This window comes from Streptomyces sp. NPDC093089 (assembly GCF_044754405.1).
In the GTDB taxonomy this organism is placed as follows: Bacteria; Actinomycetota; Actinomycetes; order Streptomycetales; family Streptomycetaceae; genus Streptomyces.
The window spans coordinates 247,898-262,594 of record NZ_JBIVPA010000013.1; the positions used below are offsets into that span (position 1 = coordinate 247,898).

At 71.8% G+C, this 14,697-nt stretch carries 13 protein-coding genes and 1 riboswitch; of the genes, 1 reads left to right on the top strand and 12 read right to left on the bottom strand.

Going from position 1 to position 14,697, the window contains the following annotated elements:
* Window positions 1–62: 62 nt before the first annotated feature.
* Window positions 63–1,190, bottom strand: a complete 1,128-nt coding sequence (mnmA, locus tag ACIQFX_RS29070) for a tRNA 2-thiouridine(34) synthase MnmA (RefSeq protein WP_402469241.1) — start codon at window positions 1,188–1,190, stop codon at window positions 63–65.
* A gap of 61 nt (window positions 1,191–1,251) precedes the next feature.
* On the opposite strand from mnmA, the gene ACIQFX_RS29075 reads away from it, so the two are divergent.
* Window positions 1,252–1,920 carry an N-acetylmuramoyl-L-alanine amidase gene (locus ACIQFX_RS29075; protein ID WP_402469244.1) on the top strand — a complete coding sequence of 223 codons (669 nt, stop codon included), beginning with the start codon at window positions 1,252–1,254 and terminating at the stop codon, window positions 1,918–1,920.
* A 168-nt stretch (window positions 1,921–2,088) separates the two neighbouring features.
* Here ACIQFX_RS29075 and ACIQFX_RS29080 read toward each other — a convergent pair whose 3' ends face one another.
* The 11 genes from ACIQFX_RS29080 to ACIQFX_RS29130 form a co-directional block, all read right to left on the bottom strand.
* Complete coding sequence (locus ACIQFX_RS29080; protein ID WP_402469247.1) at window positions 2,089–3,252, bottom strand: cysteine desulfurase family protein; 1,164 nt, start codon at window positions 3,250–3,252, stop codon at window positions 2,089–2,091.
* Between the two features lie 252 nt (window positions 3,253–3,504).
* Window positions 3,505–4,368 carry a thioesterase family protein gene (locus ACIQFX_RS29085; protein WP_402469249.1) on the bottom strand — a complete coding sequence of 288 codons (864 nt, stop codon included), beginning with the start codon at window positions 4,366–4,368 and terminating at the stop codon, window positions 3,505–3,507.
* 23 nt (window positions 4,369–4,391) lie between these two features.
* A complete protein-coding gene (locus ACIQFX_RS29090) occupies window positions 4,392–5,069 on the bottom strand; it encodes a trimeric intracellular cation channel family protein (RefSeq protein WP_402469252.1) in 678 nt (225 codons plus the stop codon).
* Between the two features lie 145 nt (window positions 5,070–5,214).
* Entirely contained in the window at window positions 5,215–6,402 is a 1,188-nt protein-coding gene (locus tag ACIQFX_RS29095) for an ABC transporter ATP-binding protein (RefSeq protein WP_402469361.1), read from the bottom strand.
* An 8-nt stretch (window positions 6,403–6,410) separates the two neighbouring features.
* Window positions 6,411–7,514, bottom strand: a complete 1,104-nt coding sequence (locus tag ACIQFX_RS29100; RefSeq protein WP_402469256.1) for an ABC transporter ATP-binding protein — start codon at window positions 7,512–7,514, stop codon at window positions 6,411–6,413.
* On the bottom strand, window positions 7,511–8,509 hold the full coding sequence (locus ACIQFX_RS29105) for an ABC transporter permease (RefSeq protein WP_402469259.1): 999 nt from the start codon (window positions 8,507–8,509) through the stop codon (window positions 7,511–7,513). The genes ACIQFX_RS29100 and ACIQFX_RS29105 overlap by 4 nt, the downstream gene beginning before the upstream one ends.
* Before the next feature lie 114 nt (window positions 8,510–8,623).
* Window positions 8,624–10,390 carry an ABC transporter substrate-binding protein gene (locus ACIQFX_RS29110; protein WP_402469261.1) on the bottom strand — a complete coding sequence of 589 codons (1,767 nt, stop codon included), beginning with the start codon at window positions 10,388–10,390 and terminating at the stop codon, window positions 8,624–8,626.
* Window positions 10,391–10,500: 110 nt separating this feature from the next.
* Complete coding sequence (locus ACIQFX_RS29115; RefSeq protein WP_402469264.1) at window positions 10,501–11,529, bottom strand: ABC transporter permease; 1,029 nt, start codon at window positions 11,527–11,529, stop codon at window positions 10,501–10,503.
* Window positions 11,530–11,890: 361 nt separating this feature from the next.
* Window positions 11,891–12,682, bottom strand: coding sequence for an enhanced serine sensitivity protein SseB C-terminal domain-containing protein (locus ACIQFX_RS29120; RefSeq protein ID WP_402469363.1), 792 nt, complete (start codon window positions 12,680–12,682; stop codon window positions 11,891–11,893).
* Window positions 12,683–12,797: 115 nt separating this feature from the next.
* A complete protein-coding gene (locus ACIQFX_RS29125; RefSeq protein ID WP_402469266.1) occupies window positions 12,798–13,538 on the bottom strand; it encodes an enhanced serine sensitivity protein SseB in 741 nt (246 codons plus the stop codon).
* Between the two features lie 110 nt (window positions 13,539–13,648).
* Window positions 13,649–14,311, bottom strand: a complete 663-nt coding sequence (locus ACIQFX_RS29130; protein ID WP_402469269.1) for an AAA family ATPase — start codon at window positions 14,309–14,311, stop codon at window positions 13,649–13,651.
* Window positions 14,312–14,471: 160 nt separating this feature from the next.
* Window positions 14,472–14,572, top strand: a riboswitch (glycine riboswitch).
* Window positions 14,573–14,697: the final 125 nt, after the last annotated feature.

A 14,697-nucleotide genomic window follows, 5' to 3' on the forward strand; every position in this document is an offset into this window, starting at 1 on the left:
GGGCGCGCCCCGGGGCCACCCGGGAGCCGGGGTGCGGCCCTGGGTCGGGGTGCGGGCCCGGGCTACGCGGGGGTCGGGGTGCGGCGTACCGTCGTGGCGATGGTGGCGGAGCCGACCACACGGGTGCCGTCGTAGAGGACGATGGCCTGGCCGGGGGCGACGCCGCGGACGGGCTCGTCGAAGGAGACCTTCAGCTCGCCGTCCTCCATCAGCGCGTCGACCGGCGTCTCGCCGCCGTGGGCGCGGAGCTGGGCGGTGTAGCGGCCGGGGCCGTCCGGGGCGGTGCCGCACCAGCGGGGCTTGATCGCGGTGAGGGCGGTGACGTCGAGGGCCTCGGCGGGGCCGACCGTGACGGTGTTGTTCACGGGCGAGATGTCGAGGACGTAGCGGGGCTTGCCGTCCGCGGCCGGGTGGCCGATCCGCAGGCCCTTGCGCTGTCCGATGGTGAAGCCGTACGCGCCCTCGTGGCTGCCGATCCGGTTGCCGGCCTCGTCGACGATGTCGCCCTCCGCCTTGCCGAGGCGGGAGGCGAGGAAGCCCTGCGTGTCGCCGTCGGCGATGAAGCAGATGTCGTGGCTGTCGGGCTTCTTCGCGACGGCGAGCCCGCGCCGCTCGGCCTCCTCCCGGATCTCGTCCTTGGTGGTGAGGGTGTCGCCCAGCGGGAACATCGCGTGCGCGAGCTGCTTCTCGTCCAGCACGCCGAGGACGTACGACTGGTCCTTGGCCTCGTCGGAGGCCCGGTGCAGCTCGCGGGTGCCGTCCTCGTTCAGGACGACGGTGGCGTAGTGGCCGGTGCAGACCGCGTCGAAGCCGAGCGCGAGCGCCTTGTCGAGCAGCGCCGCGAACTTGATCTTCTCGTTGCAGCGCAGGCACGGGTTGGGCGTGCGGCCGGCCTCGTACTCCGCGACGAAGTCGTCGACGACGTCCTCGCGGAAGCGCTCGGCCAGGTCCCACACGTAGAACGGGATGCCGATGACGTCGGCCGCCCGGCGCGCGTCGCGCGAGTCCTCGATCGTGCAGCAGCCGCGGGCTCCGGTGCGGAAGGACTGCGGGTTCGCGGAGAGGGCGAGGTGCACGCCGGTCACGTCGTGGCCCGCCTCGGCGGCACGGGCGGCGGCGACGGCGGAGTCCACTCCGCCCGACATGGCGGCGAGGACGCGGAGGGGGCGCGGGGGCGGAGTCTGAGTCATAGCCCTACCAGGGTACGGGGCGCCGGGAACCGGAGGCGCGGGAGTAAGCGTTCTCGGTGGCATGGGGAGCAAGGGCAAGAGGTCGGACGCGTCCGGCAGGCGGGTGGGGCGGCGCGCGGTGCTGCTCGGCGGCGGTGTGGCGGTGCTCGGCGCCGGCGCGCTGGCCAAGGACGAGCTCGCGCGGTTCTGGTGGCGGCTGCCGGGAACGGAGAAGAAGCGGGTCCAAGGCGAGCTCGACCACAAGGGCGCCGAGTGGACGGCGGCGGCGCGGGCGAACTGGCGCCGGGCCGACCGGCCGGACGACTACCGGATCGACCGGGTCGTGATCCACGTCGTCCAGGGCAGCTACGCGACCGCCCTGAAGGTCTTCAAGAACCCGGGGCACGGGGCCGCCGCCCACTACGTGGTCCGCAAGGACGGTCACGTGGCGCAGATGATCCGGGAGCTCGACGTCGCCTTCCACGCCGGCAACCGCGACATGAACGAGCGCAGCATCGGCATCGAGCACGAGGGCTTCGTCGACCGGCCGCGGGACTTCACCGCGGCGATGTACGCGGGGTCGGCGCGGCTCACGGCCGACATATGCGCCCGCCACGGGATACCCGTCGACCGGGAGCACATCATCGGGCACGTGGAGGTCGAGGGCAGCGACCACACCGACCCGGGCCCGCACTGGGACTGGGACCGCTACCTGAAGCTCGTGCGCGAGGCGTCGAAGAAGACCGCGTGAGGGCGTGCCGCCGGGCGGCGGGGACGGCGCTCGCCGACACGCGACCCGGCGGCGCGCGACCCGGCGGCGCAGACCGGGTGCGGCCCTCGGTTCGGGCCGGCGGTGACGGTGGCGGTCAGTTGAGGCCGGCAGCGCCTCGGTTCGGGCCGACGGCGGGGGTTGTGGTGGTCAGCTGAGGCCGGCGGTTCGGGCGCGTTCCACGGCCGGGCCGATGGCGTCGGCGACCGCGGCCACGTCCTCCTTGGTGGAGGTGTGGCCGAGGGAGAAGCGCAGGGTGCCGCGGGCGAGGTCCGGGTCGGTGCCGGTGGCGAGGAGGACGTGGCTGGGCTGGGCGATGCCGGCGGTGCAGGCGGAGCCGGTGGAGCAGGCGATGCCGGCCGCGTCGAGCAGCAGGAGCAGGGAGTCGCCCTCGCAGCCCGGGAAGGTGAAGTGGGCGTTGGCGGGGAGCCGTTCGACGGGGTCGCCGCCGAGGATCGCGTCGGGGACGACCGCGCGGACGGCGGCGACGAGCTCGTCCCGCAGGGCGCCGACCTCCCGGGCGAACTCCTCGCGCCGCTCGGTCGCGAGCTCGGCCGCCACGGCGAACGCGGCGACCGCGGGCACGTCGAGGGTGCCCGAGCGGACGTGCCGCTCCTGGCCGCCGCCGTGCAGCACGGGTACGGGGGTGTGCTCGCGGCCCAGGAGCAGCGCGCCGATCCCGTAGGGGCCGCCGATCTTGTGGCCCGAGACGGTCATCGCGGCGAGGCCGGAGGCGGCGAAGTCGACCGGCACCTGACCGACGGCCTGGACGGCGTCGGCGTGCAGCGGTACGCCGAACTCGGCCGCCGCGTCGGCGAGTTCGCGGACCGGCATGACGGTGCCGATCTCGTTGTTGGCCCACATCACGGTGGCCAGGGCGACGGACCCCGGATCGCGGGCGATCGCCTCGCGGAGCGCCTCGGGGCGCACCCGGCCGTACCGGTCCACCGGCAGGTACTCCACGTCGGCGCCCTCGTGCGCGGCGAGCCAGTCGACGGCGTCGAGCACGGCATGGTGCTCCACCGGGCTGGCGAGCACGCGGGTGCGGCGGGGGTCGGCGTCCCGGCGGGCCCAGTACAGGCCCTTCACGGCGAGGTTGTCGGCCTCCGTGCCGCCGGAGGTGAACACCACCTCGCTCGGCCGCGCGCCGAGCGCGGCGGCGAGCGTCTCGCGCCCCTCCTCGACGGTCCGCCTGGCCCGTCGGCCGGGGGCGTGCAGGGAGGAGGCGTTGCCCGTGACGGCGAGCTGGGCGGTCATCGCCTCGATCGCCTCGGGCAGCATGGGCGTGGTCGCGGCGTGGTCGAGGTAAGCCATGGTGGGTCGATTCTACGAGCCCACCACGGCACGGCAGTACGGGGCGCCCACCAGGCGCGGCCACACGGGGCGCCCACCACGGCGCAGGCCGCACAGGGCACCCGCCACGGCACGGGCCGTACGAGGTGCCCACCACGGAACGGGCCGCGCAGGGCACCCGCCGCAGCGCGGGCCTGCACGGGCACCCACCAGGCACGGCCGCACAGGGCACCCGCCACGGCACGGGCGCCCGGAGTGCGCCGTCTCCCGGGTTCAGTCGCGCGGGGCGCGGGCCAGCTGGCGGGACTGGGCGACGAGTCGGTCGGCGCTGTCCCAGACCTCGGCGTCCTCTTCGAGGAAGCCGCCGGCGAGGTTGCGGGTGGTGATGGAGACGCGCAGCGGGCCGGGGGCCGGGCGGCAGCGGACGTGGGTGGTGAGCTCGACGGTCGGGGTCCAGCCCTTGAGGCCCAGCTCGAAGGAGGTCGGCGGCAGGGCGTCGACGGTGAGGAGCAGGGACAGCGCGTCGGGCTCGCGGCCGTCGGCGAGGCCGAACCACGCGCGCATCTCGCCCTTGCCGGACGGGGCGCCGACCGCCCAGCCGACGCAGGCCGGGTCGAGGCGGAGGTCGAGGCGGTCGGCGATGGCGGACGAGCCGGGGATCCGCGGAGCCGGGTTGTCGGCGGCGCTGAAGCAGTTCTCGATCGCGGCCATCGCCGGGGGCGCCGCGCTGGTGCGGACGTCGTCCGTGAGGGCGTCGAGGTCGCCGTAGGAGGCGAGGACGCGGATCCGCTCGACCTCGGTGCCGTCCTCGGCGTACTGGAAGAGGGACGCCTGGCCCGTGGAGAGCGACCGGCCGGTGCGGACCGTCTCGGCGCGGATCACCGCGGGGCCGGGCACGGACGGCGTGAGGTAGTGCGCCGAGATCGTGAACGGGTCGGGGTGCGGGAGGTGGTCGCCGAGGGCGCGGCCGAGCAGGGCGAGGAGGTAGCCGCCGTTGACGGCGTGGATGATCGTCCAGCCGGCGGAGAGGTCCGCGTCGTAGACGCCGGGCTCCCGGAGGGTGACGGCGGTGTCGCGGTCGAACTCGCTGGTGGCGACGGCGCTCGCCCGGTGGTTCGTCTCGGTGCTCGTGCTCATGGTTTCGACGGTACCGCAGGTAATTACTGAGCGGTAGCTTTTTCCGGCTCCTCCCGTGCGGACGAACGGCGGTTCCAGGCGCGCGGCGCCCGCCAGTGGTACCGCATCGCCAGCAGGCGGAGCACGAAGGCCGTGAGGACGGCGGTGCCGCTGGTGAAGGCGTTCAGCATGTCGAAGCGGATGCACAGCACCACCATCGTCGCCCCCACGATCGCCGGCACGGCGTACAGGTCGCGGTCCCAGCGGAGCAGCGAGGGCACCTCGTTCGCCAGCACGTCGCGCAGCACACCGCCGCCGACGGCGGTCGCCAGGCCCAGCGCGGCGGAGGACGTCAGCCCGAGCCCGTAGTCGTACGCCTTCGTCGTCCCCGTCACGCAGAACAGCCCCAGGCCCGCCGCGTCGAAGACGTTCACCGCCGTCTGCGTCCGCTCGACCTCCGGGTGCAGGAAGAAGACCAGGACGGCCGCGACCAGCGGCATCAGGAAGTACCCGAGGTCCGTGAACGCGGCGGGCGGCACCGCGCCGATGACCAGGTCGCGGAAGAGGCCGCCGCCGAGCGCGGTGACCTCGGCGAGGACGGCGATGCCGAAGACGTCGAAGTTCTTGCGGACGGCGAGGAGGGCGCCGGAGATGGCGAAGACGAAGATGCCGACGAGGTCCAGGGCGTGCTGGACATCGGGGCTGAACAGATCGTGGAGCACGCGCCCATTGTCCCGGTTGTCCCCCTGGCCCCACGCGCCCGCCCCACCACGGGGCCGCCGACGCCCGTCACCGGGCGGGTGGTCGCGGGCACGGCAGAGGCCCCCGGCACCGTGGGGCGCCGGGGGCCTCGGGGCCCTCGGGGGGTCACGCCTTCGGCGCGTCGCCCTCGGAGACGGACTCGGAAGCGGGCTCGGAGGCGGGCTCAGAAGCGTCCTCGGAGGCGGGCTTCGAGGAGGCCTCAGCGGCCTCGCCCTCAGCAGCCTCGTCCTCGGCCACCACCGGCTCCGACGGCTCCGGCTTCGGGGTGATCACCACCTCGACCGACTCGCGCGCGGCGGGAACGGTCAGGGACTCCGCGTTCTCCGGGTGGTGGCACGCGACGCGCTGGCCGGGGCGGAGCTCGATGAGCGGCGGCTCCTGGGTCCGGCAGAGGTCGGTGGCCTTCCAGCAGCGGGTGTGGAAGCGGCAGCCCGGGGGCGGGGCGATCGGGGACGGGACGTCGCCGGTGAGGAGGATGCGCTCGTTCTTGCCGCCGCGGCGGCGGGGGTCCGGGATGGGGACCGCCGACATCAGGGCGCGGGTGTACGGGTGCATCGGGTTCTCGTACAGCGACTTGCGGTCCGCGAGCTCGACGACCTTGCCGAGGTACATGACGGCGATGCGGTCCGAGACGTGGCGGATGACCGAGAGGTCGTGCGCGATGATCACGTACGTGAGGCCGAGCTCCTGCTGGAGGTCGTCCAGGAGGTTGACCACCTGCGCCTGGATGGAGACGTCCAGGGCGGAGACGGGCTCGTCCGCGACGACGAGCTTCGGCTTGAGGGCGAGCGCGCGGGCGATGCCGATGCGCTGGCGCTGGCCGCCGGAGAACTCGTGCGGGTAGCGGTTGTAGTGCTCGGGGTTGAGGCCGACCAGGCCGAGGAGGCGCTGGACCTCCTTCTTCACGCCGCCCTCGGGCACGACGCCCTGGAGCTTGAACGGCGCGGAGACGATCGTGCCGACCGTGTGGCGCGGGTTCAGCGAGCCGTACGGGTCCTGGAAGATCATCTGGATGTCCCGGCGGAACGGCCGCATGCCCGCGACGCCGAGGTGGGAGATGTCCGTGCCCTGGAACTCGACGGTGCCGTCGGTGGGTTCGAGGAGCCGGGTGATGAGCCGGCCCATCGTGGACTTGCCGCAGCCGGACTCGCCGACGACGCCGAGGGTCTCACCGGGGTAGACCTCGAAGTCGATCCCGTCGACCGCCTTGACCGCGCCGGTCTGGCGCTGGAGAAGCCCCTTCCTGATGGGGAAGTGCTTCTTCAGGCCGCTGACCCTGAGCAGGGGTTCCATGTTGTCGCTCACAGTTTCGGCGCAATCTCTTCGGTCCAGATGCGGGTGCGCTCCTCCTGCGGCATGTGGCAGGCCGAGTAGTGGCGCTCTCCGGCCAGGGCCAGTTCGGGCCGCTGGGTGCGGGTGATGCCGCCCTTGGGGACGTCCGCGTACGGGCAGCGGGGGTTGAAGGCGCAGCCGCTCGGGATGTTGATGAGGCTGGGCGGGTTGCCCTTGACCGGGATGAGCCGGTCGGTCTGGTCGCGGTCGATCCTCGGCATCGAGCCGAGCAGGCCCCAGGTGTAGGGGTGCTGCGGCTCGTAGAAGACGGACTCGGCCGGGCCCCGTTCGACGCAGCGCCCGCCGTACATGACGAGGATGTCGTCGGCGAGCTCGGCGACGACGCCGAGGTCGTGGGTGATGATGACGACCGCCGAGCCGAACTCCTTCTGGAGGTCCCGCATCAGGTCGAGGATCTGGGCCTGCACGGTGACGTCGAGCGCGGTGGTCGGCTCGTCGGCGATGAGCAGTTCGGGGTTGTTGACGAGCGCCATGGCGATCATCGCGCGCTGGCGCATGCCGCCCGAGAACTCGTGCGGGTAGTTGTCGAACCGCTTGTCGGGCTCGGGGATGCCGACCCGGTCGAGGAGTTCGACGGCCCGACGGCGGGCCGTCTTCTTGTCGACGGGGTGGTGGACCCGGTAAGCCTCCACGATCTGGTGACCGACCGTGTAGTACGGGTGCATCGCGGACAGCGGGTCCTGGAAGATCATCGCCATCTCGCGGCCGCGCATCCGGCGGACCTCGTCCGGGTCCGCGGAGAGCAGCTCGCGGCCGTTCAGCCAGATCTCGCCGGAGATCCGCGCCTTCTGGCGGCCGTACTGGCCGACCGTGTGGAGGCCCATGATGCCGAGCGAGGTGACCGACTTGCCGGAGCCGGACTCGCCCACGATGCCGAGGGTCTTGCCCTTCTCCAGCTGGAAGCTGAGGCCGTCGACCGACTTGACCAGACCGTCGTCGGTCGGGAAGTGGATCTTCAGGTCGCGGACGTCGAGGAACGCGTCGGAGGGGGCGGAGCCGGTGGCGACGGGTTCGCCCACCGCCGCGCCCGTCTTCGTCAGCTTGTCCGTCATGCGAGCCTCACTCGGGGGTCGATCACCGCGTACAGCAGGTCCACCACGAGGTTCGCGATGACGACGCACGCGGCGGTGATGAGGGTGACGGCCAGGATCAGCGGCAGGTCGCGCTCGCTCACGCCCTTGATGGCGAGGCCGCCGAGGCCGTGCAGGCTGAACGCGGTCTCCGTCAGGATCGCGCCGCCGACGAGGGCGCCGAGGTCCATGCCGAAGATGGTCAGGATCGGGGTCATGGTGGAGCGCATGGCGTGCTTGCCGAGCACGACGGCCTCCGGCAGGCCCTTGGCCCGGGCGGTGCGGATGTAGTCCTCGCCGAGGACCTCCAGCATGGTGGCGCGGGTGAGCCGCGCGTACATCGCCGCGTACAGGAAGGCGAGGGTGACCCACGGCAGGAGCAGGCCGCCGAACCAGCCGCCGAAGGACTCGGTGATCGGCACGTAGCTGGCGTTGAGCCAGCCCAGCTGGGTGCGGAAGACGAGCATCGCCAGCATGGCGGTGAAGAAGATGGGGAGCGAGACGCCGGCCAGCGCGGTGATCATCGCCGCGCGGTCGACGATCGTGCCCCGCTTGAGCGCGGAGACCACACCCGTGGAGACGCCGAGCACCAGCCACAGCACGGCGGCGCCGATGACCATGGAGAGGGTGACCGGGAACGCGTCGACGAGCATCGTCGAGACGTCCTGCTCGGTGCGGAACGAGTAGCCGAAGCACGGCGCGGCGCAGTGGATCGTGTCGCCGCCGCCGGTGTAGTCCCGGCCGACGAAGATGCCGGAGACGAAGTGCCAGAACTGCACCAGGATCGGCTCGTCCAGGCCCAGCTTCTGCCGGACGGCCTCGATGGAAGCCGGATCCGCCTGCTTGCCGACGAACATCGCGGCAGGGTCGCTGCCGGTCATCTTGGGGATGAGGAAGAAGATGCTGAGCGTCACGAGCGTGACGACGAGCAGCATCACGACGACTGCGAAGAGCCGTCGGATTATGTATGCAAGCATGCGGTCGGCCGGTCGGCGGCCGGGGAACCCGATCGGGTTCCCCGGCGGCCGCCCACGGCCATCACCTGCCCTTCGGACCTGGCGGCGGGTGGTGCGCCGGTGGAGCGGGTCGGATTACTTGACGACGCCGAGCGACGCGTAGTCGTAGCGGCCGTTGTAGGCGTCCGCCGTGTAGACGTTGGTCAGCCGGGAGCTGCGCCAGATGATGTTCTTCTCGTGGGTGAAGGGCAGGTAGACCGCGGCCTCCGACACCTTCGTGTTGATCTGCTTGTAGAGCTCGCCGGCCTTGTCGGGGTCGGTCTCCTTCAGCGCCTGGTCGAACAGGCCGTTGATGGCCTTGTCGTTCAGCTCGGAGAAGTTGTTGTTACCGCTCTGCAGGATGAAGCGGCCGTCGACCAGCGGCTGGAGGAAGCCCTGACCGGTCGGGAAGTCGGCGCCCCAGCCCATGATGATGATGCCGTAGCCCTTGTCCTTGACGACCTTCGGCGAACCGATGATGCCGGAGGTCTGGGCGCCGTCGAACTGGTCGATCTCGGCCTCGATGCCGACGGCCTTCAGCGACTGCTGGAGGGACTCGGCGGTCGCGATCTCGATCTTCTTGTTGTTGCGGACCGCGATCGTGGTCTTGAAGCCGTTCGGCTTGCCGCACTTCGCGAGCGCTTCCTTGGCCTTGGCCAGGTCCGGCGCGCCGCCGAGCTTGCCGTACGGGTCGGCCTTCGCGTCGGCACCCTTCAGCCCCGGCGGGAGCATGTTGGTGGCGATGTCGCCACCGGCCTGCGGGCCACCGCGGGCGGTCTGGAGGGACTTCGAGTCGGCGGCGTAGATGATCGCCTTGCGGCACTCGATGTTGGGGATGACCGTCTGCGGGAAGACCGCGTAGCGGATGAAGCCCGTCTGCGGGTTGTCCGCGTTCTCCTTGTGCTGCTGGAGCACCTTCTGGCGGGCGGAGGCGCCGACACCGGTCGCGTTGATGTCGAGGTCGTACTCGCCCTCGATCAGGCGGTTGTCCATGTCGTCGGCGTTCGTGGTGAACGTGACGCTGATGGTGTCGGGGAGCGCCTTGCGGACGGTGTCCGTCTTCTGGTCCCACTTGTCGTTGCGGACCAGCTTCATGGACTTGTTCGGCGTGTACGACTGCCACTTGTACGGGCCGGAGGAGAAGACGTTCAGGCCGTACTTGGCCTTGGTGTCCTTGTCCTGGCGGACCGGGGAGGCGGCGGGCATGGCCAGCATCTGCAGGAAGTCGCCGTTGGCGACCGGCAGCTTGAAGATGATGGTCTTGTCGTCCGGGGTCTCGATGGCCTTCAGGCCGAGCTTGTCCGCGGAGGTGTCCTTGTAGGGGCCCTTGTACTCGCCCTTGGGGTCGAGGACCTGCTGGAGGTAGATCGGGCCGCCGGAGATGACGTCCTGGGCCCAGATGCGCTCGATGCCGTACTTGATGTCCTTGGAGGTGATCGGCTTGCCGTCCTCCCAGGCCACCCCGTCCTTCAGCGTGAAGGTGTAGGTGAGGCCGTCCGCCGAGATCTTGCCGGCGTCGGTGGCGAGGTCCGGGACGAGCTCGGTGGAGGCGGAGCCCGGCTCGGCCTTGAAGGTGACGAGCTGGCGCGTGTAGTAGCGCTGGAAGTCCCACACGAAGCCGTAGTAACCGCGCTGCGGGTCCCACGAGTCGGCCTCCTGCGAGCCGATGAACTTCAGCTCGCCGCCCTTCTTGGTGGAGGGGCTGGCGACCTTGTTCACGGCGGCGTTGAAGCCGGCCGCGCTCGCCTTGCCGTTGCCGCCGTCACCGGACTTGGCACCGCCACCACAAGCCGTGGCGGCAACCATCGTGGCCGCGGCAAGCAGCGCGCCCGCGGCGATTCTGCGCTGGGAGCTCTTCAGCATGGGTCCAACAACCTCCGGGATAGTGGCGGCCGTTACGGCGGTCCGCCGAGTGGGGATGGGCCTCCTGTCGCCAGCGGCAGGGGCGGGTCTTGCGTGTCGTCGGCGAACGGTCAGCGGGAGCCCTTCGGGTCGAGCGCGTCACGCACGCCGTCGCCGAAGAGGTTGAACGCCAGGACGGTGATGAAGATCGCGAGGCCGGGGATCACCATGAAGAGGGGGTCCGCTTCGTAGGTGGTGATGGCCGTCGACAGCATCTGCCCCCAGGACGCGGTGGGAGGCTTCACACCCGCGCCGAGGAAGCTGAGCGCCGCTTCGGTGAGGATGTTGGTGGGAATCATGAGGGTCGCGTACACCGTGATCGGTGCGATCAAGTTGGGCAGCAGCTCGCGGCGCAGGATGTAGAAGCGGCCGGCGCCCAGGCTCTGGGCGGCCTCGACGTACTCGCGGTTGCGTAGCGAGAGGGTCTGGCCGCGGACGATGCGGCCCACGTACGGCCAGCCGAAGAAGCCGATCACGAGCACCAGGGCGGCGATGCGGACGCCCGATCCGTCGAGTCCGAGGAGCTTGTTCGGCAGCACCGAGACCAGGGCGATCGTGAAGAGCAGCTGCGGGAAGGCGAGCATGACGTCCATGACCCGGCTGAGGGCCGCGTCGATCCAGCCGCCGAAGTAGCCGGCGATGATGCCGAGCACCGTGCCGAGGGCGACCGCGAAGACCGCCGCCAGGAAGGCGACGAGCAGCGAGATCCGGGCGCCGTAGACGATGCGGCTGAAGACGTCGCGGCCGTTGACGGGCTCGACCCCGAAGAGGAACTCGGAGCTGACGCCGCCCCAGGAGCCGATCGGGGTGCCGAAGAGCGGGTCGATCTGGTCCTCGTGGAACTCGTCCGGCGGGTGGCCGAGGAGGCCGACGATGACCGGGGCGAAGATCGCGACCAGGACCAGGAAGCCGACGACGACGGCGCCGGCGAGGGCGAGCTTGTCGCGCTTGAGGCGGGTCCAGGCGATCTTCCAGGGCGAGCGGCCCTCGATCGCCTTGGCGGCCGCGCCGGTTCCGTCCGGGGTGCCGGGTGCGTCGGGCGCGCCGTCGACGGTGGCGGTCGCCTCGCCCGCACTCGTCTCGTGCAGTGGTGCCGTCATCGTGGTGAGGACCCCTCTCGGCCGCCGGTAGCCGGCCCTTGCCCGCCGCGGGTAGCGGCTCGGTGGAACAACCTGCTGGGCATCTGCTCGAAAGGAGCCGAACACCCGGTGTTCCGGGGAGTCTTCAATGCGCTTGCGATCACCCGCCAGCCCTGACGAGGAATGTTTGCTCAAACGTGATGCGGTGCTGCGACTTCCGTTATCCGGACGTCGTGATCACGTGAGCGGACCATCTCGGGTCCTCTTCACCACAATCGGGCATGTCGCCCAACGAGGCCTTTGGGCACCTCAATTGGGGCGAAAGAAAGGCCCCGAAGAGGCCTTGCGGGGCCTCCGGGGCGTACGGGAGAAGCGAGGTGTCTCAGTATCCGGACGGCGCCTGCGGCGGGTATCCGTACCCCGGAACGGGGGCGGAACCGCGGCCCGCGTGCGCCTCGCGGTCGTAGAACGGGCGCGCGTTCGCCCGCAGCCAGAGCGCCACCGGGTCGTACGCGTCGGAGAGGGCGACCGTCGAGACGGGCAGCCCGTCCGGTACGGAGCCGATCGACTGGCGCATCATCGAGCGGACCGTGTCGACGGCCGCCGCGGAGGTGTCGTACAGGTCGAGGCCGATGACGAGGTACGGGGAGCCGAGCGCAGGCTGCACCCAGCCGCGGCGCAGCGCCCGGACGGCCGGGGTGCGGTGCGCGTTCTGCGTGAGCAGGGCGTAGAACTGCGGGATCTCCAGGGCCGGCTCGGAGACGCGGAGCGGTCCGGCGGGCATCCGGTCGAGGCCGGTCGCGATCCGGCGCAGGTCGGCCCAGGGGATGCCGACGCCGCCGCCGGGGGCGTGCGGATTCAGCCAGACGCCCCAGCGGTCGGGGTAGAGGGCGCGGGCGATGTCGCGGCCGGTGACGAGCTCGTGGGCGCGGTTCCAGCCGGAGGCGGCGAGTTCCTGGGGGGAGGTGACGCAGGGCGCGTAGCCGAAGCCGTCGACCTCCATGTTCCCGTACTGGGCGTCGGAGGAGCCGGGCGAACCGTGCCAGAGCAGCATCCAGAGTTCGCCGTCGGCGAGGGCGTGCAGCAACTGCTCGTACGCGTCGTAGCGTCCGGGTGCCACCTCGCGCAGCATGCGCTCGACCTCGCCGGCCGCAGCGGTGCCTGACGCGCTCACCATGGGTCCCCGCCCCTCATTCCGTCCACCATGTCCGCGCGGCTTCCGCGCGGCTTCCGTGCCGCTGCCTGGTCGGCTCGGCTCACCGGTCAGTTCAGCTTAAACAGGGGGCCGCTCACACGGCGGCGCGCTGGTAGAACGGGCGCACCCGCTCCAGCATCCAGTCGCCGACCGGGTCCTGCGCCATGTCGAGCAGGATGAGGTTGACCGGCCAGGCGACCTCGACCCGGCCGAGCGCGCGGCCGAGGGCGTCCAGGGGCGCGTTGCGGTCGGCACCCTCCCAGTGGGCGAGCTGGACGCCGATGAAGAGGGCGGGTTCGGTGCCCTCGACGCTGGCGAGCGCGCGGCGGGCGCTGGTGACGACGCCGGTGGCCTCGAACTCGGCGGAGGCCGCGGCGAGGAAGTCGACGGGGTCGTCCTGCCAGTCGGGCTCGAAGAGCCGGACGCGGCCGCCGGTGGCGGGGCCGTCGAGCGGGGTGCGGCCGGTGCGGCAGAGTTCGGCGACGGCGGGCGGGGGCAGCGGGACCCCGGCGGCGCCGCCCGGGTTCAGGGCGATGCCGAGCTGCGGGGGCAGGCCGCGGGCGAAGTCGCGGGCGGGGGCGACGGCGAACGACATGTGGTCACCGACACAGGCGAGGAACTGCTGCTCGGAGCTGAAGACGGGGACGTAGGCCGCGCCGTCGATCTCCATGGTGGGGAGGTCGAGGTCGGGGCTGTCGGGTCCGCCGCCGTTCGGCAGGGGCACCCAGACCTGGCTGCGGCCCAGCACCTCGACGAGCCGGCCTCCCGCCGCGGGGTTGCCGAGTGAGGCGGCAAGGACCTCTTCGAGCTCGTTGCCCGGCCACGTCACGTCCACGGTCGCGTTTCCCCTTCTCGCACGGCCTGCCGTACCGGCCGCCCGGCAGCACCCTAACGCCGCCCCGGCACCGCCGTGGCCAAAAGGGAGGGTACGGGCCCCCGCAGCGGTCAGACGGCGTCGCGGAAGGAGATGCGGCGGAGGGTGTCGGCGGCGGCGCGGTCGAGGAGGGTGACGGAGGCGCAGCCGGGCGGGAGGCGGCCGGCCTCGGCGGCCCGCAGCAGCCGGCCGACGGCCCGCCGGTGGCGGGCGAAGGCGTAGGCGGAGACGCCGCGGCCCCGGGCGTCCTGCCCGGCGCGCGCGGTGTCCGGGGTCACGTCGAGGAGGACGAGGTGCAGGGCGCCGCCCCGGCGGCGGGCCGCGCGGGCGAGCCAGCCGCGCACCCAGGACTGGGTGCCGCAGTCGTGGACGATCGCGCTCGCGCCGGAGCGCAGGACGCGGCGGAGCCCGGCGTAGTGCGCGAGGCGGACGAGGGGGCGGTAGACGGCGTACGGCAGGAGGCGGGGCATGCGGGCCTCCCAGCGCTCGCGGGTGTCCTGGGAGTCGATGCCGTGGCCCTCGGCGGCGCGCTTCATGAGGGTGGACTTGCCGCTGCCGGGCAGGCCGGAGACGACGACGAGGTCGCCGGCGGCGAAGACGAGGGCCCTGGGGCCGCGGCCGCCGCGCTCGCGGAGGTCGCGCAGGAGCCGGCCGCGGCGGCGCGTCCTGGCGCGGGCCCGCTGGGCCGGTATGCCGGTGCCGGTCGCGTACGCGCCGGTGTGCTCGATCCTCATCGTTCTCCCCCTGTCGGGTCTCAGGAGACCTGAGGAGACCCTTGCCCACAAAGTGTAAAGAAACGGTAATGAGACACAAGCGATTTGCCCCGCCGACACCGCGTGCAATGATGTGCCCGCCAGGCGCGCACAGTCGCCACACAATCGCATACCGGCCGCTCGAATCCGCGCGGGAGAGTTCCGGGCCGCCCCAGGGCGTCCGGACGCCGAAGGAGCAAGACCCTCCCTTGAATCTCTCAGGCCCCGTACCGCGCGGATGAGGCAGATCTGAAAAGCGGGACACCGTGCCGTGTCCCCACCCAAGGTGCAAGCCGATCTCTCGGTGACGAGATGCTCTCGGTGAACCTCTCAGGTTCCATGACAGATGGGGAGGACGTCCTCGCCGT

Coding starts and splice junctions, on each gene's coding strand:
- ACIQFX_RS29075 (WP_402469244.1), top strand. CDS start 1,252: ATGGGGAGCAAGGGCAAGAGGTCGGACGCGTCCGGCAGGCGGGTGGGG.
- mnmA (WP_402469241.1), bottom strand. CDS start 1,190: ATGACTCAGACTCCGCCCCCGCGCCCCCTCCGCGTCCTCGCCGCCATG.
- ACIQFX_RS29115 (WP_402469264.1), bottom strand. CDS start 11,529: ATGACGGCACCACTGCACGAGACGAGTGCGGGCGAGGCGACCGCCACC.
- ACIQFX_RS29085 (WP_402469249.1), bottom strand. CDS start 4,368: ATGAGCACGAGCACCGAGACGAACCACCGGGCGAGCGCCGTCGCCACC.
- ACIQFX_RS29100 (WP_402469256.1), bottom strand. CDS start 7,514: ATGACGGACAAGCTGACGAAGACGGGCGCGGCGGTGGGCGAACCCGTC.
- ACIQFX_RS29095 (WP_402469361.1), bottom strand. CDS start 6,402: ATGGAACCCCTGCTCAGGGTCAGCGGCCTGAAGAAGCACTTCCCCATC.
- ACIQFX_RS29080 (WP_402469247.1), bottom strand. CDS start 3,252: ATGGCTTACCTCGACCACGCCGCGACCACGCCCATGCTGCCCGAGGCG.
- ACIQFX_RS29110 (WP_402469261.1), bottom strand. CDS start 10,390: ATGCTGAAGAGCTCCCAGCGCAGAATCGCCGCGGGCGCGCTGCTTGCC.
- ACIQFX_RS29130 (WP_402469269.1), bottom strand. CDS start 14,311: ATGAGGATCGAGCACACCGGCGCGTACGCGACCGGCACCGGCATACCG.
- ACIQFX_RS29105 (WP_402469259.1), bottom strand. CDS start 8,509: ATGCTTGCATACATAATCCGACGGCTCTTCGCAGTCGTCGTGATGCTG.